The sequence below is a fragment of the Sodalis sp. dw_96 genome, assembly GCF_018449575.1.
Lineage (GTDB): Bacteria > Pseudomonadota > Gammaproteobacteria > Enterobacterales > Enterobacteriaceae > Acerihabitans.
The window spans coordinates 279,587-305,066 of record NZ_JAAVUT010000004.1 but is presented as its reverse complement, the minus strand read 5'-3'; the positions used below and the strand labels follow the sequence as shown (position 1 = coordinate 305,066).

The following is a 25,480-nucleotide window of genomic DNA, read 5'->3' as shown; positions in this document are numbered from 1 at the left end:
GGGCTTCTTTTATCTGAACAAGTGATTGTGAGACTATTATGGGCATTATATTAAAACCCGGTAACGTGACTCTTGCCATGCTCGAGTCCATTTATTGGACAGGTGAAATAGCATGCCTGGATCGCGGCTTTGATAACGCCATTACATCGGGTGCCGATCGTATCGCTGAAATAGCCCAGGGGAGTGCGGCTGTTTATGGTGTTAATACCGGCTTTGGCAAACTCGCCTCGATAAAAATTAACGGGAAGGATGTGGTTACGCTTCAGCGTAATCTTATTCTGTCCCACTGTTGCGGCATGGGTGCGCCGCTGCCTGAGAATATCGTGCGGCTGATTATGTCGTTGAAACTGATTTCGCTGGGTCGCGGCGCGTCCGGCGTCCGGCTTGAGCTGGTGCGATTGATCGAAGACATGCTGTCCAAAGGGGTGATCCCGGTTATTCCTGAAAAAGGCTCGGTAGGGGCTTCCGGCGATTTGGCGCCGCTGGCGCATATGGCCGCCGTGATGCTGGGAGAGGGGGAAGCCTTTTTCGGCGGGGAAAGAATGAACGGCGCCGACGCGCTGGCGCAGGCCGGTCTGTCGCCGATCATCCTGGCGGCAAAAGAAGGACTGGCGCTGATTAACGGTACCCAGGCTTCCACGGCGCTGGCGTTGGCAGGGTTGTTCCGGGCCTATCGCGCCGCCCAGGCCTCGCTGATTACCGGCGCCATGTCCACCGAGGCGGCCATGGGATCCGCTGCGCCTTTCCATCCGGACATCCATACGCTGCGCGGCCATCGCGGTCAGATTGACGCGGCGGCGGCTCTGCGGGCACTGTTGAAGGATTCCGCTATCCTCGCCAGTCATGCGGTAAATGACGAACGGGTGCAGGATCCCTATTGTATCCGCTGCCAGCCGCAGGTGGCAGGCGCCTGTCTCGATCTTTTGCGCTCCGTCGCCCATACCCTGGAAACCGAGGCCAATGCGGTGACCGATAATCCGCTGATTCTGTCGGATGGTACGGTGATTTCCGGCGGCAACTTCCATGCCGAGCCGGTGGCCTTCGCCGCCGATCAAACCGCTATCGCGGTGTGCGAAATTGGCGCTATCGCCCAGCGGCGCATTGCATTGTTGGTGGATCCGTCGCTGTCTTATGGTCTGCCCGCGTTTCTGGCTAAAAATCCCGGCCTGAATTCCGGCATGATGATAGCCGAAGTGACCTCCGCCGCGCTGATGTCGGAAAACAAACAGATGTCCCATCCGGCGTCGGTGGATTCCACCCCCACCTCCGCCAATCAGGAAGACCATGTTTCCATGGCCTGCCATGGGGCGCGCCGCCTGTTGCAGATGACGGATAATCTGTTCGGCATCATCGGCATTGAAGCCATGGCCGCCGCCCAGGGTATTGAGCTACGCGCCCCGGTGGCCACCAGTCCTGAGCTGAGCCGCGCCGTAGAGGCCGTGCGCGCCGTTGTCCCTTCCCTTGAAGTGGACCGGTATATGGCCGACGATCTGGAAAAAGCCCGGCAGCTGGTATTAACCGGCGCCCTGCATGCCGCCGTGTCCGCCGAGTTTATGCCCCGGCTGTCCGGCAACGGCGCGTCGGCTTGATATCAATCTGTGTCCAGGCCGTAAGATACCAAAGGCTGCATTTTGGCGCCGGTTGTATTTGTTTGATGTTTGTTGACTTGTGCAGCGCCCAATCATTCCGTATAGTTATGCTATACGGATAGGGTGCGCTCGCAGATGATTAAAAGTTTCAAGCACAAAGGATTGGAAAAGTTTTATAAAACGGGATCTGCCGCCGGCATTCAAACTGCTCACACTTCGCGATTACGCAGGCAGCTGTTTGCCTTAAGCAAGGCTAAAAAGCCTTGTGATATGGGCGCTCCGGGATGGGATCTCCATCCCTTGAAAGGGAACGAGGTTGGCGTTTGGTCTGTGTCGGTTAACGGTAACTGGCGTATGACGTTTCGTTTTGATGCTGATGGCGACGCCGTTCTTGTCGATTATCGTGACTATCATTAATGGAGGCAATTATGCGTATGTTTAATCCGCCTCACCCCGGTGAGGTTTTGCGTGATTACCTGGAAGGGGTTAGCGTGACCGACGCCGCGGCGTCGCTAAAGATAACGCGCACGCAACTGTCCCGTATCCTGAATGCACATGCGGCGATTACTGCTGACATGGCGCTGCGTTTATCCAGTCTGCTTGGCACCAGTGCGGAAATGTGGGTGGATATGCAGTCTGAATATGAACTCTGGCAGGCTGCACAGAGGCCGCGTCCCGTTATCGAACCGCTGCATAGACCGCACGTTCACGCCTAAATGACCACGCCGGAAAACAACCGGCGTGATCTTTTATCCAGCTTTATCGCCTCTAGGCAACGTACGGCCATTCACACTCCGTGTCATCGTCGCGGCGGTCTGCCGGATAAGCTCAGCGGATGACGATGTGCGTTAATTCACCTCAATTTCTCCCCGGATTTTCCTTTGCCATACCCCTTCGGTAATGCCTTCCTGACAGGGAATGAATAGCTTTTTTCTTATTAATTTTTTATTGCATTTATTATTCACATACTTTAGATTGATTTAAGTGGTTGAGATTTGTACGGCTGGAGACGGTGAGTGAATAACGAGAGTTTTTTTACGCTGGTGGGCTTTAGCGCGAACGGCTGGGGCGCCATCCTGCTCTCCGGCGTAGCGGTCACCCTGGCGGCGGCCGTAAGCGGCCTGGTGCTCGGACTGCTCATCGGTATTTGCGGGGCCTGGGCCAAAATTTCCGGTGGCAAAACCATCCGATTTTTAGCCGATGCCTATACCACTCTGCTGCGGGGGGTGCCCGATCTTCTGGTGATTTACCTGTTTTATTTCGGCAGCAGCTCCATCCTTACCGCCATCGCCGGTTACTTCGGCAGCAAGGGTTTTTTCGCCTTGCCGGGTTTCATTGCGGGCACCATCGCCATCGCCGTCATCGCCGGTGCCTTGAGTACCGAAGTGTTGCGCGGCGCTTTTCAGGCGGTATCCAAGGGTGAATTGGAGGCGGCCAGGGCGTTCGGCATGGGGTTTTTCCTGCGGTTTCGCCGGATAATCACCCCCTTGACCCTGCGTCACGCCCTGCCCGGAATCAGTAATGTCTGGCTGGGGCTGCTGAAGGAATCCTCTTTATTGTCGGTCACCGGGGTGGCGGAGCTGATGCGACAGGCCCAGGTGGCGTCCGGTTCCACACGCTTGCCGTTCAACTTCTTTCTGGCGGCCGCCGCGCTGTATATCATCCTTGCGTCCCTTTCCGGTGTGCTGGTCCACCTGTCTGAACGCCACTATTCACGCGGCACCAGGAGGACATAATGGATCTCTCTTTTATTGTCGATTGTCTGCGGCGCATGCTGGCCGGCGTTCCGCTGACGTTGCAGCTGGCCACCATCTCGCTGCTGTGCGGGGCATTGCTGGGGTTGTTGATTGCCTTTGCCCGCCTGTCTGGTAATCGGTTGGTGGCCGCGTTCGGCTGGATTTATGTTCAGGTGATACGCAGCACGCCGCTGCTGGTATTGCTGTTCCTGATTTATTATGGCCCCGGCCAGTTTCCGGCCATTCGCCACAGCATGTTTTGGCCGTTCCTGCGCGAACCCTATTATTGCGCGCTGGTGGCGTTGCTGATCAACAGCTCGGGATATGCCGCCGAGATCATTCGCGGCGGCCTGCTGTCCGTGCCCCGAAATGAAATCGAGGCCGCCAGGGCCTGCGGCATGTCCGGTCTGTTGTTGTACCGGCGCATTATTCTGCCGATTGCCGTTCGCCAGGCCCTGCCCGCGTTCAGCAACGAAGTGATTGCCATGATAAAAGCCACCTCGCTGGTATCGCTGGTGACATTAATGGAAATTACCGGCATCGCCACCGATATTGCCTCGGAAACTTACCGGCCCATCCCGGTGTTTATCGCCGCCGGGGCTATCTATCTGCTGATCAATTTTATCCTGACCCGCATTATCCAGGCCATTGAACACGGGCTAACACCCCATCTGCGTCCGCCTCCGGTGAATATCATTCTGAAGGAGTCTCCGTACGACCACAACTAGACTTCCCTTTTGCAGTGCCAACATTCAACCATATAGGAAAAGTTACATGAAGATGTCTGTTGCTACCCGGGTCGCTTGCGCTACCGCCATTACGCTTATGGGATGTATCGGCGCCCATGCCGACGCCAAGAAATGGACCAATGTAAAAATCGTCACGGAAGGCGGCTTCTTCCCGTGGAATTACACCAAGCCGGACGGCAGCCTGGGTGGCTTTGAAATTGATCTGGCCAATAATCTTTGCAAACGCATGGGAGTGAGCTGCACCATTACCGCCCAGGCGTTCGATAGCATGATCCCGGCCCTGAACGCCGGAAAATTCGATGCCATTATCGATGACGTGGCCATTACGCCTAAGCGTAAAGAAGCCATCGCGTTCTCCGTGCCTTACGCTTCCCTGTGCTATACCTTCGCCACCGGCAAGAACAGCGATATCGCCAAATCTCTGCCGCCGGAAGACAAGGTGATTTCCCTGGATGACAACGCCGCGTCGTCCGATGCCATGAAGAGAGTCATTGCCGCCCTTAAAGGTAAAACCATCGGAACGCTATCCGCCGGCACCTCCGTCACCTTCGTCAATACTTACCTGAAAGATGCGGTGCAGGTTCGCCAGTATAAAACCCCCGAAGCGCGGGATCTTGATTTGGTCTCGGATCGGGTGGATGTGATTGTCGGCTCGAAAGACGCCATGCTGGGGGTGATTAAAAAACAGGGCAGCCAGAATATCGCCCTTTCCGGTCCCTGCTTCCAGGGCGGCGTCGTGGGGGAAGGCTCCGGGGTCGGCTTGCGTAAAGATGACACCGAACTAAAAGCCATGTTCGATAAAGCCATCAAAGAGGCCCAGGCCGACGGCACCATTAAAAAACTGTCCGAAGCGACTTTCGGCATGGATGTGACGCCGCTTTAACGGCTTGTCCGGCGCTTTGCCCCGCATGTCGTCCCACCGGGCGCCATGCCATTACATAACGGTCTGTAGATACCGCGTGATGCACCCGGGACGCTACAGCCCATTCGATGTCAGGATTTTTTAACGGAGAGAATGACTATGGCCTCCACTGCCGTAGCGCAGCGTCATGTCAGAATCGGCGTCGATTCCGGCGGTACCTTTACGGACATCTGTATCTATGATGTGGCCGATGGTTCCATTCACGTTTGGAAAGTGAGCAGTACGCCGGCGGATCCCTCCATCGGCATCGCCGACGGCATTGCGCAGGGCATCGCGTCCTTAGGGCTGGAGCCCGGTGAGTCCGTCAATGTGACTTATCTCGGACACGGCACCACCGTCGCCACCAATGCCCTGATCGTCGGCAGCGGGGCGGCAACCGGCATGATTACCACGGCGGGTTTTCGCGATATTATTGAATTAAGACGGCAAAAGCGTGACGGCCTTTATGATGTGCAAACCGAAAAACCGCGCATCCTGGCCCTGCGCAATCAGCGGCTGGAAGTGAATGAGCGGGTGCTGTTCGACGGCAGCATCATGATCCCCCTGGACGAGGAGGAAGTCCGTTCGGCGGCCCGCAGGCTGGGCGGCGAGGGTATCCGCGCCATCGCGGTGTGTTGTCTGTTCAGCTATCTTGAACCCCGCCATGAACAGCGTATCAAGGCGATCCTGGCGGAGGAGATTCCCGGTGCTTTTATCAGCGTCTCCCATGAGGTGAACCCGGAGTTTCGCGAGTACGAGCGCTTTTCCACCACGGTAGTGAACGCTTATCTCGGCCCCATCATGCAGCGCTATCTGCAGCGGCTTCAGCCCCGTCTGGAGGCCATCGGCATCGCGGCCCACCCGCACCTCACGCAGTCCAACGGCGGCGTGATCTCCGCCGATACGGCGCAGCAATTCCCGGCGCGTACCGTCCTTTCCGGACCGGCGGCGGGGGTGATGGGCGCCACCACCATCGGCACGCTATCGGGTTTTGATAATATTATTACCTTCGATATGGGCGGCACCTCAACGGATGTCTCGCTGATTTCCGACGGCCGGCCGCAAATGGCGAACGAATCGGTAGTGCACGGCTACCCGCTGAAATTGCCGATGCTGGATATTCACGCCGTGGGCGCCGGCGGCGGATCCATCGCCTCCATAGACGCCGGCGGCCTGTTGCAGGTCGGGCCGCAGAGCGCCGCCGCCGATCCGGGACCTATTTGCTACGGTCTGGGCAACGAGGATAACCCCACCGTCACCGACGCCAATGTGGTGTTGCAGGTGCTCAATCCGACCCATCTGTTAAACGGACGTCTGCCCATTGATCAAGCCAAGGCGAAAAAAGCCATAAAGCGGCTCGGCGAGCGCATCAACATGGATGTCATGTCGGTGGCGCAGGGTATTATCAGCGTTGTCGTCAGCAATATGGCCAAAGCCATCCGGGTGATATCGGTGGAGCGAGGCTACGATCCCAGGGATTATACCCTGTTCGGCTTTGGCGGCGCAGGCCCGATCCATGCCTCCAGGCTTGCGCGCGCGCTGGATATGCCCCGTGTGGTGATCCCTAAACACCCGGGCATTATGTGCGCCATCGGTCTGCTGCTCACCGACTTACGTACCAACTTTTCCACCTCCAGGCTGATGCACCTGGAAGAGAGCAGCACCGGTGCGATGGAAGCGGCGTTCACTGACCTGGAGCAACGGGCCGGCGCGTGGTTTACCCATGAGAAGATTGCCCCGGAAAATCGCGTCATGATGCGTTCCGTGGATCTCCGTTACGGCGGACAAGGCTATGAGCTGAATATTCCCTGTCCCGCCAAAGTGATTGACGCCGCCGCCGTGGAGGCGCTGAAGAAAGAGTTTGCGGCCTATCATCAGCAAATGTACGGCTACATTGCTGAAGGGGAACCCATCCATCTCACCACCCTCCGCCTGGAGGTCATAGGCCGGGTGCCTAAAGCGGATCTTAAGCCGCTGGATAACGTCGCCACCCCCGTGTCGGCGGCGTTGCAAGGGGAGCGGCAGGTGTGGTTACCGGAAATGGGCGGTTTTACCCTTTGTCCGGTATACGATCGCGAGCGCCTGGGGCCAGGCCATTGCCTCTCCGGACCGGCCATTATCGAGCAGATGGACTCCACGACGCTTATCCTGCCGGGCCAGAACGCCACGATCGATAGTTATTTGAATATTATTATTGAGGAAGCCTAGGCCATGTCCGATAGCAACGTCTCATTACCGGCGCAGGCAGCGTATCAAAGAACATGCGATCCCATTACCGTGGCGGTGATCGCCAGCGCCTTGTCCACCATTGCTGAGGAAATGGGGAAATCGGTTATCCGTTCCGCCTATTCCACCAATATCAAGGAACGCCAGGACTGCTCCACCGCGGTTTTCGACCCGGAAGGCCGCACTATTGCGCTGGCGGAACATATTCCCATCCACCTCGGCTCACTGCTGGGTATCGCCAAATACGTGCTCGATCATAACGATCTCTCGGATCTGCGTCCGGGGGATGCTTTTATCGGTAACGACGCCTATACCGGCGGCGGCACGCATCTAAACGATTTCGTGTTAATGGAACCTGTATTTCACAAGGGGAAGCTGGTGGCCTGGGTGGCGAACCTGGCCCACCATTCCGATTTCGTTGATCGCAGCCACAAACATATCTTCCAGGAAGGTCTGCGCATCCCGCCGGTGCGTCTCTATCGCGCCGGAGTATTGCAACAGGATATCCAGGCCCTGATTTTGCTGAACTGCCAGGTGCCGAGAGAACGGATTAACGATTTGCGCGCGCAGATGGCCGCCAACCGACTGGGCGTGCAACGGGTCCAGAGCCTGTGCGACAAGTATGGCTCGGAACTGATGGCCAACGCCGCGCGGGAATTTTTACTGTCCACGGAACGGCGGACCCGAGCAGGCATAGCCAAAATCCCCGACGGCGTGTATGAATTCCGCCATGATTTCGACACCAACCTTATCGACGGCATTCTCGACCTGCAGGTACGGGTAGCCGTGCGCGGCGACGAGATCTTCTTTGAGTTTCCCGACGCGCCGCCGCAGATGCCCGCCCCCATCAACATGGTCTACACCGCGTTGCTGGCCACCATTTATTTTGCCGTTAAAGCCCTTATCGATCCCGATATCGCCGTGAATGAAGGCTTTTATCGTCCGATTCACGTAAACGCCGCCGAGGGCAGCGTGCTGAATTCCCTGCCGCCCGCCGCCGTATACAGCCGGACGGATATCGCGCAGCGACTGGTGGATATGATTTTCGCCGCGCTGGCGCCGGTGATTCCCGAACGCGTGGCCGCCGGTTCCACCGGCGGTACGCTGCTGACCACCAGCGGCATGCATCCCCGCACCGGACGTTTCTATGTTTACAATGAAATGCAGGGCGGCGGCATGGGCGCCCGCGCCGGCAAAGACGGTCTGGACGGCGTGCAGGTGAATATCACCAATACCGCCAACCTGCCCATTGAAGCGCTGGAAAGCGAGCATCCGATCCTGATTGAACGTTACGAACTGGTGCGTGATTCCGGCGGCCCCGGCCAGTTTCGCGGCGGCATGACCATGCGCCGGCGGGTCAGGGTGCTCGACCATGTCGCCACCATCTCCGCCGGCGGCACCAACAGTCTGATTGCACCCTTCGGCCTTTCGGGCGGCTTGTCGGGATTACCGGCCCGCGTCGACCTGCCGGAAGGCGCTCCGCCGCTGCACCGCCGCGCCGGCGTGCTGCAACCGGGTGAAAGCGTGGATATGATTGCCGCCGGCGGTGGTGGTTTCGGCGATCCGAAACAACGCGATCGCGCCCTGGTGTTGCGTGATCTTAAGGAAGACCGGATATCGCTGAGTGCCGCTCTGGATATTTATGGGATGAAGATGGACGAGATTCAAGATATTTGAGAAGAGGGCCGGGGGACTCAGCCGAGTCCCCTCTGTTGCTTCAGGCTGATCGTATAGATGATGATCCTGAGGATGCTAAATGCACTTGCGCACAGTGCATGAGTGCGGTATGATCCCTCCTTAGTATGCTTCTGGGCAGCGGGGATGCAGATGCTCAACAAGATCGAAAGCTTTCGGGATCAGTGGCTTGAGGAATTTTTTCTTTACAATAAAAAGCATAAAAAAATCCCCTCAAATATAGAGGCAGCATTGGCTCGAAAACTCGATATTATCAATGCGGCGGTGTCATATAAAGATTTGCGATCGCCGCCTGGGAATCGTTACGAAACATTGAATTCCCCCTTGGAAGCTTATTGTTCAATAAGGGTTAACATTCAATATCGGTTGATTTTTAAATGGATGGATAGCAAGGCTGTTGACCTATACTTAGATCCGCACTCATATTCATTATAAAATAATAATTAACAGGCTGGTCTGGAATGACTGGTCAACAATGATTTTTGAACGTGTAACCGAGGCTGGCGTATGAAACAAGCAACTCGCAAACCCACATCTGTAGGCGATGTTTTACAATATGAATATTTAGAGCCGTTAGGTCTTAAAATCAACGATTTGGCTGACATGCTAAATGTACATCGAAACACGGTCAGTGCTCTTGTTAATAATAATCGCAAACTTACTACGGATATGGCATTCCGGCTGGCGGCTGTCTTTGACACTACCGTAGATTTCTGGCTGAATTTGCAGACAAATGTGGATATATGGGAAGTGCAAAATGATGCACATACGCAAGAAGGATTAAGCCGTGTTACGACATTAGAGTTTTTTGTGGCTCATAAGGGTATCAAACAACACGGAATAGCATAGTTCTCCTCTTTGGCCGCGATAAAATCCCATTGCGTTTGGCTGCTTTTAAATTCTCTAATAACTAAAACGGAAATCAACTCTTAGTTAGATTCCCGTTTTTATCCCATCACATCTGGAAGAAGATATCACCAGTCTCGGCTTTTAATATCTTGCCGTCATCGTTGGTGATAAGAACATAATTCCCACCCATATAGGTCCAATGACTGCCCTCTTCCGGCGCCGGAAGGTTTCTGATATTCCATTGCACTATCTCATAAGGCTTGGTGCGATACAGGTCGGGCACGATATCGCCTAACTTGTATTGCTTGGAATCAAGATAGAACGACTGAATCTCATAGGAATGGACGGCAGGCGGGTTCTGTGTTGAACCTGCGGGCGGATTTTGCGTCGAATCGGCGGGCGGATTTTGTGTTGAACCGGCAGGTGGAGTTTGTGACGAATCAGTAGGTGGATTTTGTGTTGAACCGGTAGGCGGTGTTTGTGACGAAATGCTAGGCGGCGTTGGTACGCCGACGCCCTGTCCATCTTCAGCATGGGCGGAAGAAACGAAGGGCAGCGCCCCGATAAAAAGAACTGAAGACAATAACACGACCTTCGACTGACCCATAACTTCTCCGAATTTCAACCGTCTATCCCGGTAGGTAGATATTTAAATTGACACAAATCAAAAGGTTATGTCATCACTTTCTATTTCGATACGTCCTTTAACTGTGCTTTATTGGCCCATAGATCCGACCAGACACGCTAAAGTACGGTGTAGAAGATAAAGAAATTTGTGGTCGAATGGATGTATTTTTTGTAAAAAAGCATGATCTAGGTAATTATCAGAAAACTGTGCTGATTTGGCAATAGATAATAGAGGTCGGTATAAGAAGAAAACCACCCGTCAACGCACTACTCTTATCGCCTTTCGGTTGGCCGATGCCTTTGATGCTACACCTAAGGGGAAAAAATTTTCTCGGGTAGTCCTTGGGGAGTTAGTGGAGTCACCTTACATTTTTGAATAGTAACAGTATCAGCGGTATGCCTATGAAAAAACCATAAAATCCCACGTCCATCCCATAGTCATGTTGTTTTGCCAGGATTCCCAAAGCTTCAATACAGGACGCCGAGGGCGCTGATTCCCCGTGAATTTGCTCTTCCAGATCTTTTTTTGTCATATAATACATAAAGTCTAACCAAAGATGAGCCAGGAGATAGCAGGCAGAAATAAATGTTATAGCGCTCCAACGTAAAAGCGTTTTGTTGACTCGATCCATACTCTCTCCTTAAAAACTCACTATAGCCTCCTTTGGAAAGCCGGATAATGGACTTTACCTGAAGAGAGTGTCAAGGATATTTGTATTTTCCTTGTATCTTTCAGCCAAACAATACTTCGCAGGATTAGTCACTTAACCCTTAATTCATCATAAGGGACCATGACATGTTCTTTATAGGCCGGCCGGCGGCTCAATCGTCGATAATAATCTTGCAGCACAGGCAGCTTCGGGCGGGTGATATCGATGTCAAAATAGCGGTAAAGGAGGTGGCCGAACTGAATGTCGGCCAGGGTAAAATATTCACCGGCTAAATAGGGGCGAGAGGATAACTGCTTTTCGGCGATAGCAAAGATTGAGGTCAGCCTATGGACGGCCCCGGCGATCGCTTGTTTGTCCTGGTCTTTAGGGGCAGTACGCACCACCCGCCAGAATATCGGGGCGGTGAAACTTAGCGCCACATTCATTTTTGACCACTCCGCCCACATATCCACCTGCGTTCTCGCGTTCAAATCCCGCGGCCAAAAGGTCGCATCGCCATAGCGTGAAGCCAGATATCGAAGTATGGCGCCGGTTTCCCATAACGCCGGACCGTCATTATCCTTAAGCACGGGAACGGTACCGTTAGGATTCATGGATAAAAACGCCGGAGTATCATTACCGCCGTACTTGTGGCCTATGTCGTAACGCTGATAGTCCAGACTCAGTTCCCCGATACACCACATCAGCGCCTGGACATTGGAGGATGTTTTTCTTCCCCATATTTGCAGCATAAGTGTTGTCCCTTAGTCGAAAAAATGTTCCATTCTCATGATAACGATCGTTCCATCCCCCATGATATAACACATGGGATTTCAGCGGTCTTAATATCGGTAATTAGCGATGTCAATCAGCACGGCGTGTTTCGTACCTGCGGGGATAGTTAGGGATTTGACGCCAAACCGCACATGAAGCAGGGTGGAGCGTCAGCTCCCAGGTGAACATGGTATTACGTATTGTTCCATCATTCAAAATGATGCCGGAGCTTTACACTAGCAGACTGTTTAAAAGTTCTTTAAATTAATGCCTTACGCATCAAACATTACGGCACGCGCTTGTTCCTCAGTCAAAACCCCTCTGCAGCCATCATCATCCTTGAGTGAGAAAGCGCCATTAGGCTTGATTGAAATTCCACTGGAGCCGGCAATGACTGTCGAAACGTCCGGCATATTGATGAGTTCAAGTATGGGCCTTGTTCCTGAAAAATGAGATTGGCCTATAAATAGACTCAATCCAATATCAGATTCACTGTTCATTCCCCCAACTAAAATGATCTTGGCATTATCACCGATGAGTTGCTGTCGAATTTTATAGATCAATTCACTGGCATCCTGAAAATGTACTAAACCAGACGAAACGTTGCTGCCATAAATGTGAATAAGGGCGCGATATTCATAAAAATTTCCATTCCAGCCAGATAATACTGCTAGCGCGGAACAATCCATCAATCCATCAGTAGACAACACGGAAACGGAATCATGGGCCGTTCTCCACTCACCCGCGTTCACCATACAGATATTACCAGGACTTCTTTTTAATCTGCCAAGAGCACAAAGATTATCCGGGAATTTAGACAGATTATTCATGCTGTTAACCTTTTTCCTCAAAAGTGTGAGCTTGCCATTGTCCAACAAATAGCGTTTTCCGAATGCTTCGCCTGTCTCAGGATTAATCCGTGCATAAATTTCCTGTACTCTGTTATAGCCTATTATTTTTATAGGAACATTTATATTCGTACGGGGTAAAAGGGCCATTTTCAAAACACCTGATGGTGCAAGAGGCAGTTTGTCAATTACACCGGATGAAATAATCCCCCTGGCTAAACCAGCTGTTTTTTTATTGGATGCCAAAAAGTTTATTAATTCATTCCCTAATTTCCTGCTGAGCCCGGTCATCAGCTCAAATCCGGGATCAATGCTTCTGAGTGTATCTTTCCCAAGGGAAGCCAGTTCAGAGGTAGCAGGAAGGCGGATTTCTTTTAGCGCGGTTTTAGCCGCTGACCCAAGGGAGCCCGTATTTAACGCCATTTTTCCCATATGAAGCCCCCTCGCAATCCTCATACCAAACTTCCCGCTCAGACGTGCAGCCTGCCCGAAAACAGGGATAAATGAAACAGCATCCATAAGGCATGAAGGAACTGCCTCTATAGGATTGTTATCTATTATCCCATCTATGCAATCATAAAAAGGAATCATGTTCTTGACCAGGCTCCATATCTTCTGGATATTTGATTTGTCATTGCCTGATTCGTATAGATAATTATAAATGTTGTCACGATGTATTTGAGCAAAAAATTCAATAAGGGGTTTTTCCTTCTCGCCATTACATATGACGGTACTTCTATCGTTGATTATTGAGTAATGAAAATTGTCACCATTGCTCATCACTTTATTATGCACAATTTTATAATTACCACCGAACTGTTCATAATTCAAAAGCCCCTCTTCTATATACCTGCGGATATCACGATCAACCTGAATCAGTTTATATCCTTCCGTGCGGTTACCATGAACACCCTGCAAGGCATAAATTCTTTCTTCACCCCTGTGATTTACCGATATGAGATCGGTATTTTTCAGTTCCACATGAATGTTATTATCAAAGGGTACGCCATATGCAGAATGGACCGGCCTGTTTGTTCTCATACTAAAATGTACGGGACGTATAATGGAATCGGGGGTGAAAATCACGTTATATTCATCTTTTGTCAATCCACTGAATGCTGAGCGCACCAAGTACTTATCGAGTTCATAAAAGCGGTCGGCAACCTCTGAAGTGAGCTTTTGATATTCATCGTTTAAACTCTCCGGTGCGCTGTCACAGGGTTTTATCATGCCATTCAGATAATACTGTTTTGCGCTCAACGCTGCCTTGACACGGCGCTGCTCCTTAGAGCGGATGCTATCGGCTAAATCAGCCAGTACGGGGAGTTCTACAGTGGGGCACCGGTCTATAATTTTATCAGCCAGTTTTCCTTTGCTGAGCCAAGCCCTGAGTGAGGTCTGGTAATCATTATATCTTCGGATTATAACTTGATGCATTTCCTCAACCATTTTTCTATATTGACTATAATCGTTGATGACTTCTACTCTGATATTCCGGAGATTTCGTTCTTGATTAACTCGGTCTGGTGAATGAGCGGCCGTAAAAAAAAGTGACGGAGCGTGGAAATAAACTATTTTATCTTCTGTTATTCCGTCATTGGCGGCTAACTTCCACATTTTTCTTCCGACTTTTATTGCTTCTTTCCGGGTATAGGCCACCAGACTGACGTCCTCCAGAAATCGGGAGCCGGTATATAGAGAAGCAAAATTGTAGTCGCTGAGAGTCATGCTTCTAACTGATTTTTCCTCGAATTTAAGGATGGGCATCTCCTTCATAAGGAAGGAAAACCACATTGCATTAAAATCGCCCCACCGTTCGTTCGGTATGTTTGGTAAATGTAGTAATTTACTTTCATGAATTTTCTGCAATGACAAGGCATGATGGATACTGCTCACGGTATAATAAAGAGGATGCGCATCGGCCGCCACTTTCCTTGCGATGTATTCTTCCGGACTCATTCCCAAAATATTACTGAACACCCAATAACGGATGATTGACTCCGCCCGATCGGTGGAAAGTTCTTCGTGTTTTTTTGCGCCATACAGTCCTGCCGCCGCGAGGACTTGCCTGGCTACTAATTTAACTTCGTTTGTGTGTCCCGCGATGCCACCCTTCTCTGTGTCAAATAGATATCCCGCGAGGACGGAAAGCAGTGTTTCTTTACTGGCAGAGGTTGTATTCAGGAGATTTTTTTTATGAAAATGCCGAATAATCCTTTTATTTGCCCGCCTTATGACGAGAGGAAGATGCAAACGGTGTTTTCTATTACTCGTGGATTGCTGATTTAATTCAGCAAATCCTCTGGTATTTTGCCGGCCCCCCGCAGGCAATGCATCTGTGAGGGGAATTCTTAGCGTAAGCGGGTCATAGCGGTATATAAACTGCCCGATTTTATGCAATGCATTAGCAGCCAGATTGACTATGCCGTAATGATCTGCCGCAGGACCGAAAGCCTCCACAGACAGAACCGCCTTTTCTACGCGCCGGCCTGCTGCCGGGAACACAGGAGCTTCTGGCGACGCTATCACCGGATTGACGGCGGAAGGATATGCATGCGCTTTCTCAAGGGGAGCCGGATACATCGCGGCATCACATTTCGTATTAAAATATGTGCTGGTGATAAGCCTTTCGCTCTGACGCTGCCGGGTTTCTGTTTTGCGTGTAACGCAGTACAGCAGGTCTGACAGCCCGCTTGCCTGTTTCAGCCTCTCAGTCGCCAGAGTGTGTGCTTTGTCAGCGATGCCGTGACTTTTCTGCTGTGCCATCACCGCCCGGTTTTGTACCGTTGCTTTGGTAAAGGCGGCAGGATGAGCTGTTGAATTCGATGAAAAGGCGGTAATTGAAGGTTCTGAAAGGCTTGCCATCATGTCACAGCCCGTCCCCCCATAGATTTTCCGCACCGTTTCCATGCAGGTATCGACTTCGAAAGCAGGTATTCGTGGTGCGGGTTCTTCCGGGGGAGATTCGTTCCGGGCCATATTGCCGAGAGCCCGCCAGTAACTGTCGGCACGTATCAAAAGGTTTGCCATAAAGGCGGGCAACCGAAGGAATCCACGCTGCGGAGCGCCTTCATCAGTCATCCAGTACCTGGCGGCTATCGCCGTTATAGCCAGGGCCGTAAACAGGTACTCTGTGGTGGGGCTCCACTCATTCGGCTTCAGATAAGAAGCGTCGGTCCAGTTGAGAACCGTTTCCCGGATAAAACCGGCCAGCCGGGCAATCATATTCAGGTTATCGGGCAGACAGCATGATGCCAGCCCGAGTGAATGCAACACGGCGCTGTCGATATTTCGTCTTTCAGTAATGGCTATGTACAAGCTGTCAGCCGCCATTACTATGTTGACGGGGAGTCCGGGAAGCATTCTTGCAAGGCCGGTAGAAAGCAATTCGCTCTGCTTATACTCTCCCAGTGCTTTGATCAGCTGTTGGATACAACGGCGACAGTCTTCCGTGAACGGGACCAGCGATTCCGCATATTTTTCCGCGGAGATTTGCCCAGATGCGAATTCATTCCTCGCATCAAACCAGGTGTCGTCCATGTCAACCTGGTCAATGGCATCAAACCAGATGTCCTTTTCCTCTGGTTCTGAAAAGCCCTTGGTTTTATAAAGACCGGCTGCTAAAGAGAATGGTGTTGTTGTGATGGTATTTGGCATGGATTTTCCTGCTGTTGATAAAAATCTGCAGCATATGACATGAAATTCGCCAAATTTACTTTCAGTAAAAGAGTTTTTTGATGAGGTAGGTAGTATTAGTGTTGACGCCAAGGGACCCAGTACGAACACCGATTTACGTAAGAAGCGCGAGTGGCATCACCGAAATCAACGATCGTAATCTCAATTCCTGCCCTTTACATTCACATCGATCATTTCCTCCCAGTCGCCGACTCTCAGGGAGTCGAGGGGGGAAATCGGGGCGATCATCGCATTATTGATCAAAACGTCCAGCTTCCCGTTGTGTTCAACCGCGTGTTCAACGAGCCGGCTGACATTGTCGCGTTGCTTGACGTCGGTGACAAGTCAGGACGCCTTTCCACCCTTGGCCACAATCGCTTCGCACAGCGCCGCGAGCCTGTCCGGACGCCTTGCGTCAAGTAAAACGACAGCTCCCCGCTCCGCGAGAAGCCGGGCGGTAGCATCGCTGATGTCGCTGCTTGCCCCGGTAATGGTGATTACCTTGCCTTCCAACGCACCGACCTATGTTCTGGCCAATGACGAACACACGACTCCTGAAGACGGGGTAGCGGCATTCGATTGGTCGCAGTCGGATGTGGCGCGTCATGAGGGCGACGACACCGTTTTGCTTGCCGGCAGCTTCAGTTTTGAAGAATCCGACGCGGCATTGCTTCTCGACTCACTGCCGCGTTTTCTGCTGATATCGGCGCACATTCCGTCGGCGTCCGTCATTCGCTCCACGCTTGAGATCCTCGACCTTGAAATCAGGGGAACGCAGATCGGCGCGGCTGTCCTCACCGACAGGCTTGCCGACATCCTTCTCGTCCAGGTGCTGCGCTCTGCTTTGGATCAGGTTAACGGCGATAATTGCGGGTGGATCAGCGCGTTGGCGGATGCCAGGATGGGTAAGGCCATCGGGATGATGCATGGCAATGCCGCTTACCCCTGGGATCGTGGACATTCCCGGCCTATAGATCAAATGAGAAAGCCTGCCCAAATGACCCTACCCGGTTTAGCAATGCCATCTATCTTTTGAAACAATGACAAAATCATATGAGGTCGATCTAGTAAGATGTTCCGTCCTTGTGTGTGAAATGCCATTTCCCGTCAGCGCCTCTGGCTGCTGAGATGTCATCCGATGGGTAAGAGACCTCATCGCCTTCATAACGATCCCCTACCTCCAGGACAATACATGCCTTGTCGGTGCGATTTTCAAGATGATGAGCCGTGCCGTTCGCGGCGAAGCCAGCGACCATTCCCGGCCTCATTTGGATCTCGCCTTCGTCGGTTAGCAACGTAGGTTCGCCCTCGATGATATAAATGAACTCGTCTTGTCGGGAATGCCGATGATGCAGAGCTGAGACCGAGCCAGGAGGAAGGCTGGTCAGATTGACGCCAAAATGAGTCAAGGAAAACAGGTCGCCTAGTGGCCGTTTAACTCTCCCCGCCATTAATGAGGCGAACGGCTCGGGGTAGTTACTCGGTTTAATGCGAGGCGGTGCATCACTGGCAAGTAGGACTTTAATCTTCTCAGGCATGGTGTACTTCTCCCGTAGAGACGAAGCCTGTCCTTTAATATTTTTAGCGGTGACAGGGCTATATAAGCCTAATGTGTATCATTTTTCGTTTCAACATTTTATCTGTAAGAAGCGGCAAGGCCGATTTAGGACCAATTGCCGCGTATTACCTCGCCGCATCCGGCCCGACACCAACAGCTAGTGATGTGGATTTAGGTTATAGCCGCCTGCGAAACCCGCTGTGTCAGAGCAGTTGTGCGATAAGTTGATTACTGAAAACACATTACAGGGTCTAAGGAGTGCCAAGATTTGTTCTGGTTAACGATTTTAGGTATAGTTAGGTTATAGAAATCGTTAACCTCTGTGGTTAAAATGTATACTACTCACAGCGGCACAGCAAAGATCAGCTCAGGGAAAAACCGTCCACATTGTCATATATTTAATTATGTAAAAGATAGTAGCATTATATAACTGCTAACTATGTTGAATATCTAAAACCGATAACAAAAATGATTTGGTGCGACTGCTATATCAATTTACGTTCCCTTAATAATACTTTTTTAATATGGGCTTGCCTAGCTCAGTATGGGATGCTTAGAACGCCATATTAAGCTATTCGTAGTGGAACATCGCGCCCAGTTTGAGCCGTTCTTTATTCCTGAAAAAATAAGGCGACAACTACTCTGACACAGTGGGAAATAAGCACTCACAATATCGGTGAAACATCCAGGGTCATGAAGGGCTGCCCAAAAAGTCTGGGTCACGACATCGACATCGGCGCAGAATGGCGTTACAACCGTCGCAACTCCCGCCCGCGACGCAAAACAGCATGCCGGCCGCCGCCGAGGTTATTTTAATGTCCGGGCGATCGGCCATAAAGTCGTCATCCGCTTTCTCTTAGCCCAGCAAAGAGTTTTAGCCCTGTTGCACTAGGCACAGCACCAGGGTGTCGCTTTCTTGGGAAATTTCCCGTTCAAAATTTAAATTTGATTTTTTCGTTGCAACCACTGTCACTTCCATTCTTACATGCCTTATCAATCCATTCTTTAGCCAACGCTTGGTTTTGTTGAACCCCGCGTCCCTCTGCGTATATTAAGCCAAGGCTCGACTGCGCTGCCGCATTGCCCTGTCTGGCTGCCAACCGGTACATCTCCACCGCTTTACCAACATCCTGTTTTACGCCTCGTCCCTCGTTATACATCATTCCGAGGTTTGCCTGCGCGAACGCATCTCCTTGCTTTGCCGCCAAAGTGAACCATTCTACAGCCTTATTATCGTCCCGTTTCACCCCTAAACCCTTTGCATACATCTGCCCGAGGTTAAACTGTGCATCCAAAAGCCCCTGATTAGCCGCAAGGGTATACCACCTTTCAGCTGCAACAGGATCCACCTTCACTCCGCGTCCATGTGTATAGGCTAAGCCGAGGTTAAATTGTGCGGGGGCATAGCCTTGTTTAGCAGCCAAGGTGTACCATTCAACGGCTTTGCCATCGTCTTGTTCCACGCCTCGACCCTTTGTGTACATCAGCCCAAGGTGTCCCTGTGCCTGGGCATCGCCTTGCCTGGCAGCCAAGGTGTACCACTCAGCGGCTTTGCCATCATCCTGCGTCACCCCGTGTCCATATTCGTACATTAATCCGAGATTGTATTGTGCAGTTGTCAGACCCTGCCTGGCGGCCAGGGTGTACCACTCAACTGCTTTGCCATCATCCTGTCTTACCCCGCGTCCCTCAGCGTACATAAAACCAAGCATGAACTGTGCAGGTGCGAGTCCCTGACCGGCGGCCGGGGTGAACCACTCTACCGCTTTACGATCATCTCGACTCAAACCTCTACCATTGGCGTACATCAAGCCGAGGTTTGCCTGCGCGTAAGCATCTCCATTCTTTGCGGCCAAGGTGTACCATTCCACTGCCTTGCCGACATCTTGCTTCGCGCCCCTGCCTACGTCGAACATAAGTCCGAGGTAGTATTGTGCCCGGGCATTCCCATCAATTGCTGACTTCCGGCAAAGTACCTCCGAATTTCCCGAGATCGCGCCGGGAGCAAAAACATTCCGACAATCCTCCAGGCTTCCTGCATGGGCACAAAAAGAACCAAGAGAAACAAAGACAAACAGTGCGTATTTTTTCAATTCTCAACACTTCCCTGAGATGTCATGGAATATGTATACATCATTTCAGTCAGAAAATGCATGCTGTTGTTTTCAGCTTTGATCTACCAACCAGTCAAGGCAGATTTCTTATTGCACGAAAAAAATATTGAGCTTCGGGTGAAAAATAATTAAACATCCAGGGCTCAGCCAGACTGTGCCGCGTTTCTACGGGCAGCGGATGGCTACGGTGGGTAGGGGGCATATTATGCTGGTTGCGAGTGTCGCGGCCTAACAGCCGGACCCGCTGATAGAGTACCAATAGAAATATATTAGCTCAGATTTGATCTGGCGGTCACCGGTTAACGCCGCACATGCCCGCTCAAGCCGCTACCTTAGTGAAAGTACCAAAGAGCGTTATCATCAATGCCAGAATATAAATTGCAGCCATACATTTAAAACATTGGAGACGGTGACCGATTCCATTGTCCTGCCAAAAATGGTCAAACCCGCCCCCCCTCATCCAGCCCGAAACCAACAGCAAGTGATGTGGATTTAGGATAACCCAACCTGCGAAAGCAGGTTTTTTTATGCCTGAAACTTGCCTATTTTTGAAGCCTAAAATGCGTCACGAATGAGTCACAAAATTTTCTGGTGAGACACTTTTGCGACACTTTGCTAAAACAGGGAAAACTGAGGCAGAGAAGGGTGGTCTTAAATTATTGATTTTAAAGGCTTTTCTTGGTGGCCCCTGCTGGACTTGAACCAGCGACCAAGCGATTATGAGTCGCCTGCTCTAACCAACTGAGCTAAGGGGCCGAGTGGGCGTTGATTATAGAGGAACGGCACAAACAGATCCATAGGGGGGCGCACTAGATGGCTGATTTATCGCCAAATCCCAGCTATTATGTTTGCATAACAATAGCGAGGCATCATAAAGGAGCCGAGAAGATGCTTGAGGATATTCTGTCGCCAGGGTTGAGGGTTGTGTTTTGCGGTATCAATCCGGGGTTGTCCAGCGCCCATAAAGGCCTTCATTTCGCCAACCCTAATAATCGTTTTTGGAAGATCCTCCATCAGGCGGGTTTCACCGAGCGCCAGTTCAGGCCGGAGGAGGGGCCTGAGCTATTGGACAGCGGTTGCGGCCTCACCGTGCTGGTGGAACGGCCCACGGTGGAAGCGGCGGAGGTAACGCTATCAGAGATTCGAGAAGGGGGCCCGCGCTTAATTGAAAAAATAGAGTTTTATCAGCCTAAGGCGCTGGCGGTGTTAGGCAAGCAAGTCTATCGGCAGGCCTTTCGGGTGCGTGACGTGATATGGGGTAAGCAGGATACCACCATCGGTAATACCGAAATCTGGGTGCTGCCCAATCCCAGCGGCCTGAACCGCATGAGCTTCGGCACACTGCTTAAATCCTATCGTGAATTGAATATGGCGCTGGCGCCGCTGAGGGACTCCGTCTTACCAAACCTCGGCGCGACAAAGTATGCAGGCATGGAGAAGTCCGCCGAAGCGAAAAAGGATGCACGCTTGGAGAAGCCCGTCGGTACCGCGAAGGATTTAGGCTTGGAAAAGCCGGCCGGCGCCACGGAGGATTGAAGGCATTTAAAAGCCTGGGGGTCGCGGGAACATCAAGGTCTATATAAATTGAGTCTGCCCCGGGGTTTGTCGGGCATAAAAAAGTCCCGCTGGTATAGCGGGGCTTTTATGATAAAAGCATCTAAACGGCGGTTACGTCCTCGCCTCATTCATGACATCAATAAGGCAAGAACGTTCGGGCCACAACGTCTAACTAGTCGTCCAGGAAGCTGCGCAGCACTTCGGAGCGGCTAGGATGACGCAGCTTGCGCAGCGCCTTCGCTTCTATCTGACGGATACGTTCGCGGGTGACATCGAACTGTTTACCCACTTCTTCCAGCGTATGGTCGGTATTCATATCGATACCGAAACGCATGCGCAGCACTTTCGCTTCACGGGCGGTCAAACCGGCCAATACGTCATGGGTTGCCGAACGCAGGCTTTCCGATGTGGCGGAATCCAGCGGCAACTCCAGGGTGGTATCTTCGATAAAATCACCTAAATGGGAATCTTCATCGTCGCCGATGGGGGTTTCCATGGAAATCGGCTCTTTAGCGATTTTCAGCACTTTACGGATTTTATCTTCCGGCATCAGCATACGTTCCGCCAGTTCTTCAGGGGTGGGCTCGCGGCCCATTTCCTGCAGCATTTGACGGGAGATACGGTTGAGCTTGTTGATGGTCTCAATCATATGCACCGGTATACGGATGGTACGCGCCTGGTCGGCGATAGAACGGGTGATGGCCTGCCGTATCCACCAGGTGGCATAGGTGGAGAACTTATAGCCGCGGCGGTATTCAAACTTGTCTACCGCTTTCATCAAACCGATGTTGCCTTCCTGGATCAAATCCAGGAATTGCAGGCCGCGGTTGGTGTATTTTTTGGCAATGGATATCACCAGACGCAGGTTCGCTTCCACCATCTCTTTCTTGGCGCGACGGGCTTTGGCTTCGCCAATGGACATCCGGCGGTTGATATCCTTCACCTGCTCGATGGTCAGACCGGTTTCTTCTTCGATCTGACGGAGCTTCTGCAGGTTGCGATGGACGTCTTCGTCCACTTCACGCAGTTTTTCCGACCAGGGCTTGTTCATGGCCAGCGCGGCCTTGAACCAGGCTTCACTGGTTTCATTGCCGGAGAACAGCGTGACGAAGTTTTTCTTCGGCATTTTGCAGATTTCGACGCACAGCTTCATGATCAAGCGTTCCTGGGTACGCACGCGGTCCATCATGGAACGCATGTTGTTCACCAGGTAATCGAACTGCTTGGGCACCAGTCGGAACTGCTTGAACACCTCGGACAACTTCAGAATTTCATCCGTTGATTTGGCGTGGCTGCGACCGTTGGTTTTAATCACGGTACGCGTCGCTTCATACTGCTCGCGCAGCTCGACGAATTTCTGGCGGGCCAGCTCGGGATCGATGCTGTTGTCATCGTCGCTGCTGTCTTCGTCGTCTTCCTCGTCGTCGTCGTCGTCGTTCGCCAGCTCTTCAGTGGTTAACTCGGAACCGATATGGGTAGCGGTGGGGGCCAAATCTTCTTCGGCGTTGGGATCGACAAAGCCGGTGATCAAATCCGACAGGCGAGCTTCCCCCGCTTCGACGCGGTCGTACTGTTCCAGCAGGTAGGTGATAGCCTCAGGATACTCCGCAACGGAGCATTGAACCTGATTAATCCCGTCCTCGATGCGCTTGGCGATGTCGATTTCGCCTTCACGGGTCAGCAGTTCCACTGTGCCCATTTCACGCATGTACATGCGCACCGGATCGGTGGTGCGTCCTATTTCGGATTCGACACTCGATAGCACTTGGGCTGCCGCTTCGGCGGCGTCTTCGTCGGTGTCGGAGGTATTTTCCGCCAACAGGAGATCATCGGCATCGGGTGCTTCTTCCATCACCTGGATGCCCATGTCATTTATCATCTGGATGATGTCTTCGATCTGATCGGAGTCGACGATATCCTCCGGCAGATGGTCATTGACCTCGGCAAAGGTCAAATAGCCTTGCTCCTTACCACGAGTGACAAGTAGCTTGAGCTGTGACTGCGGGTTTTGCTCCATAAGACGGTATCCACACTTCAGAGTAATTTCGGTGTTGGTCGGTGAAATTTCATCACCAACAAGAGATCAGGCCATTATTTAACGCCGCAGCCTACTACGGCATCGCACAGGGCATTGCCCTGACATTTATAGGCATTAAAGCCTCGTCATTCATTTTTTTTTAGCCAAAGCCGTATTCAAAGACGAAACTTCTTTTCGTTCTTCGGCCGTTAAACCGTGCGTTCTTTCGCGTGCAATCAACGTGTCCAGACGCTGTTCAAGTATGGAGTCGTACAGGCTCGTCAGGGTATCGATAAATTGCGCTTCGACCATATCATCTATGATCATGTGGTTCCAGGTTGCCAGGGTTTCAAGCTGTCGGCTGGATTTATTATCCCGATAATGCTCGAGCAGCTGTCCCGTGGTGATGCCTGGTTGTGCCTGACAGGTCTGTACTAACTCGATAAATAAAGGTACACCCGGCTGATTTGCCTGCTCTAAACCCGCAATAGGCGGGATAAGCGCACTGAGGCGCGGGTTTTGTACCAGCAATCCTATAAGTATACGCATGGTTGTGCGTTTTATCCGGGGCTGGGGCGAAATATTTGTATTGCCCGCTTGTTGGGGTAGCAGCTTTTCCAACTGGCTATCGTCCAAAATGCCCAATTTATTGCCTAATTGCTGGCGCAGGTACATACGCAGTGTTTCTCCCGGCACTTGTCCGATAAGGGGCAGGGCCAGGGTGCTTAACTTGGCGCGCCCGTCCTGGCTGCTCAGATCCACCTGCGGCATCAGCGTTTCGAACAAGAAAACCGACAGGGGTTGCGCCTGCTCGATAAGCTGTTCGAACGCTTCTTTGCCAATCTGGCGTACCAGGGTATCCGGGTCTTCTCCGTCCGGCAAAAACATAAAACGCAGCTGGCGCCCGTCGCTGAGATAAGGCAATGCCGTTTCCAGCGCCCGCCAGGCGGCTTCGCGGCCGGCGCGGTCGCCGTCGTAACAGCAAATGACCTGCTCGGTGGCACGGTATAACAGCTGGATATGCTCGGCGGTAGTGGCGGTACCCAGCGAGGCCACGGCATAATCGATGCCGAACTGCGCCAGCGCCACGACATCCATGTACCCTTCCACCACCAGCAAACGCGAGAGTTCCGGATGCTGCTGCTGCGCCTCATAAAGGCCGTACAGCTGGCGGCCCTTATGGAAAATCTCTGTTTCCGGCGAGTTCAGGTATTTGGGCTGGCCCTCGCCCAGAATACGCCCGCCGAAGGCGATAACCCGACCCCGGCGGTCGCGAATGGGGAACATCACCCGTTCGCGAAAGCGATCATAGGTTCTTCCCTGATCGTTAGTCACCAACATTCCGGCATCGTTCAATGCTTCTTTTTCTTCCGCCGAGCGGCCGAAACGCTTTAGAACATTGTCCCAGCCCGGCGGGGCGTAGCCGATGGCGAAATGACCGATGACCTCCGCGCTCAATCCGCGGTTGGCCAGATATTGCTGCGGGGCCGTGGCGGTGTTCTGCTTAAGGGCCTGCGCGTAATAAGCGCTCAACTGCTCCATGACCTGATAAAGGCTCTGGCGCTGGTGACGTTCCTGCTGGTTGGGGCCGGCTCCCGCTTCATAGGGAACCTCCAGACCGTGCATGGTCGCCAGTTCTTCGATGGATTCGACAAACTCCAGCCGGTCGAAATTCATCAAAAAATCAATTGCGTTACCGTGTGCCCCGCAGCCGAAGCAATGATAGAACTGCTTTTCGCCATTGACGGTAAATGACGGGGTTTTTTCATGGTGAAACGGACAACAGGCGTGATAATTTTTGCCTTGCTTTTTCAGCTTCACGCGGGCATCGACCAAGTCGATAATGTCGGTGCGCGCCAGCAAGTCATTGATAAATACGCGTGGGATTCGTCCAGCCATAAGCCCTGATTGGTTA

21 protein-coding genes, 1 tRNA gene and 1 pseudogene are annotated in these 25,480 nt (G+C 52.1%); 14 read left to right on the top strand and 9 right to left on the bottom strand.

The features are described from left to right. Positions 1-38: 38 nt before the first annotated feature. The 10 genes from hutH (at position 39) to HB631_RS09020 (ending at position 9,745) form a co-directional block, all read left to right on the top strand. Positions 39-1,589 (top strand): histidine ammonia-lyase, encoded by a 1,551-nt coding sequence (gene hutH, locus HB631_RS09065; protein WP_218626969.1) that lies wholly within the window; start codon positions 39-41, stop codon positions 1,587-1,589. Positions 1,590-1,724: 135 nt separating this feature from the next. Next, entirely contained in the window at positions 1,725-2,006 is a 282-nt protein-coding gene (locus HB631_RS09060) for a type II toxin-antitoxin system RelE/ParE family toxin (RefSeq protein WP_213990816.1), read from the top strand. Positions 2,007-2,017: 11 nt separating this feature from the next. Next, the gene (locus tag HB631_RS09055) at positions 2,018-2,305 is read left to right on the top strand and encodes a HigA family addiction module antitoxin (protein WP_132923503.1); all 288 of its coding nucleotides are present in this window, start codon (positions 2,018-2,020) and stop codon (positions 2,303-2,305) included. Positions 2,306-2,605: 300 nt separating this feature from the next. Then, positions 2,606-3,325, top strand: a complete 720-nt coding sequence (locus HB631_RS09050) for an ABC transporter permease subunit (RefSeq protein WP_213990815.1) — start codon at positions 2,606-2,608, stop codon at positions 3,323-3,325. Further along, positions 3,325-4,053: an ABC transporter permease gene (locus tag HB631_RS09045; RefSeq protein ID WP_213990814.1), complete on the top strand. Its 729-nt coding sequence runs from the start codon at positions 3,325-3,327 to the stop codon at positions 4,051-4,053. Before HB631_RS09050 ends, HB631_RS09045 begins: the two co-directional genes overlap by 1 nt. A gap of 46 nt (positions 4,054-4,099) precedes the next feature. After that, positions 4,100-4,957, top strand: a complete 858-nt coding sequence (locus HB631_RS09040; protein WP_213990813.1) for a transporter substrate-binding domain-containing protein — start codon at positions 4,100-4,102, stop codon at positions 4,955-4,957. 138 nt (positions 4,958-5,095) lie between these two features. After that, a complete protein-coding gene (locus HB631_RS09035; protein ID WP_213990812.1) occupies positions 5,096-7,183 on the top strand; it encodes a hydantoinase/oxoprolinase family protein in 2,088 nt (695 codons plus the stop codon). A 3-nt stretch (positions 7,184-7,186) separates the two neighbouring features. Then, the gene (locus HB631_RS09030) at positions 7,187-8,878 is read left to right on the top strand and encodes a hydantoinase B/oxoprolinase family protein (protein ID WP_213990811.1); all 1,692 of its coding nucleotides are present in this window, start codon (positions 7,187-7,189) and stop codon (positions 8,876-8,878) included. A 144-nt stretch (positions 8,879-9,022) separates the two neighbouring features. Continuing rightward, complete coding sequence (locus HB631_RS09025) at positions 9,023-9,331, top strand: type II toxin-antitoxin system RelE/ParE family toxin (RefSeq protein WP_213990810.1); 309 nt, start codon at positions 9,023-9,025, stop codon at positions 9,329-9,331. 72 nt (positions 9,332-9,403) lie between these two features. Beyond that, the gene (locus HB631_RS09020) at positions 9,404-9,745 is read left to right on the top strand and encodes a HigA family addiction module antitoxin (protein WP_213990809.1); all 342 of its coding nucleotides are present in this window, start codon (positions 9,404-9,406) and stop codon (positions 9,743-9,745) included. Between the two features lie 106 nt (positions 9,746-9,851). On the opposite strand, the gene HB631_RS27230 is transcribed toward HB631_RS09020, so the two are convergent. The 4 genes from HB631_RS27230 to HB631_RS09000 form a co-directional block, all read right to left on the bottom strand. Next, on the bottom strand, positions 9,852-10,352 hold the full coding sequence (locus HB631_RS27230) for an RcnB family protein (protein ID WP_213990808.1): 501 nt from the start codon (positions 10,350-10,352) through the stop codon (positions 9,852-9,854). 379 nt (positions 10,353-10,731) lie between these two features. Further along, on the bottom strand, positions 10,732-11,004 hold the full coding sequence (locus HB631_RS09010) for a hypothetical protein (protein ID WP_213990807.1): 273 nt from the start codon (positions 11,002-11,004) through the stop codon (positions 10,732-10,734). A gap of 128 nt (positions 11,005-11,132) precedes the next feature. Continuing rightward, positions 11,133-11,774 (bottom strand): glutathione S-transferase family protein, encoded by a 642-nt coding sequence (locus tag HB631_RS09005; RefSeq protein WP_213990806.1) that lies wholly within the window; start codon positions 11,772-11,774, stop codon positions 11,133-11,135. Between the two features lie 294 nt (positions 11,775-12,068). Then, positions 12,069-16,301, bottom strand: coding sequence for a hypothetical protein (locus HB631_RS09000; RefSeq protein WP_213990805.1), 4,233 nt, complete (start codon positions 16,299-16,301; stop codon positions 12,069-12,071). 150 nt (positions 16,302-16,451) lie between these two features. Here HB631_RS09000 and HB631_RS26975 point away from each other — a divergent pair, with 150 nt between their 5' ends. Together HB631_RS26975 and HB631_RS08985 are read left to right on the top strand one after the other, a co-directional pair. Further along, complete coding sequence (locus HB631_RS26975; protein WP_255556897.1) at positions 16,452-16,742, top strand: hypothetical protein; 291 nt, start codon at positions 16,452-16,454, stop codon at positions 16,740-16,742. A 46-nt stretch (positions 16,743-16,788) separates the two neighbouring features. Then, the gene (locus HB631_RS08985) at positions 16,789-17,355 is read left to right on the top strand and encodes a cupin domain-containing protein (protein WP_255556896.1); all 567 of its coding nucleotides are present in this window, start codon (positions 16,789-16,791) and stop codon (positions 17,353-17,355) included. A gap of 28 nt (positions 17,356-17,383) precedes the next feature. On the opposite strand, the gene HB631_RS08980 is transcribed toward HB631_RS08985, so the two are convergent. Together HB631_RS08980 and HB631_RS08975 are read right to left on the bottom strand one after the other, a co-directional pair. Beyond that, a complete protein-coding gene (locus HB631_RS08980; RefSeq protein WP_213990802.1) occupies positions 17,384-17,857 on the bottom strand; it encodes a cupin domain-containing protein in 474 nt (157 codons plus the stop codon). A 952-nt stretch (positions 17,858-18,809) separates the two neighbouring features. Then, positions 18,810-19,970: an SEL1-like repeat protein gene (locus tag HB631_RS08975; RefSeq protein WP_213990801.1), complete on the bottom strand. Its 1,161-nt coding sequence runs from the start codon at positions 19,968-19,970 to the stop codon at positions 18,810-18,812. A 304-nt stretch (positions 19,971-20,274) separates the two neighbouring features. Here HB631_RS08975 and HB631_RS08970 point away from each other — a divergent pair, with 304 nt between their 5' ends. Beyond that, a complete protein-coding gene (locus tag HB631_RS08970; protein ID WP_213990950.1) occupies positions 20,275-20,487 on the top strand; it encodes an ogr/Delta-like zinc finger family protein in 213 nt (70 codons plus the stop codon). Positions 20,488-20,670: 183 nt separating this feature from the next. Here the strand turns inward: HB631_RS08970 and HB631_RS08965 are convergent. Further along, positions 20,671-20,747: transfer RNA gene (locus tag HB631_RS08965), tRNA-Ile, on the bottom strand. Positions 20,748-20,879: 132 nt separating this feature from the next. Between HB631_RS08965 and mug the strand changes: the two are divergent. Continuing rightward, positions 20,880-21,371: pseudogene (gene mug, locus HB631_RS08960) on the top strand (G/U mismatch-specific DNA glycosylase); the annotation flags it as partial. 349 nt (positions 21,372-21,720) lie between these two features. On the opposite strand, the gene rpoD reads toward mug, so the two are convergent. Both rpoD and dnaG read right to left on the bottom strand, forming a co-directional pair. After that, positions 21,721-23,565: an RNA polymerase sigma factor RpoD gene (gene rpoD, locus HB631_RS08955; protein WP_132923488.1), complete on the bottom strand. Its 1,845-nt coding sequence runs from the start codon at positions 23,563-23,565 to the stop codon at positions 21,721-21,723. A gap of 150 nt (positions 23,566-23,715) precedes the next feature. Next, complete coding sequence (gene dnaG / locus HB631_RS08950; protein ID WP_213990799.1) at positions 23,716-25,464, bottom strand: DNA primase; 1,749 nt, start codon at positions 25,462-25,464, stop codon at positions 23,716-23,718. Positions 25,465-25,480 lie beyond the last annotated feature (16 nt).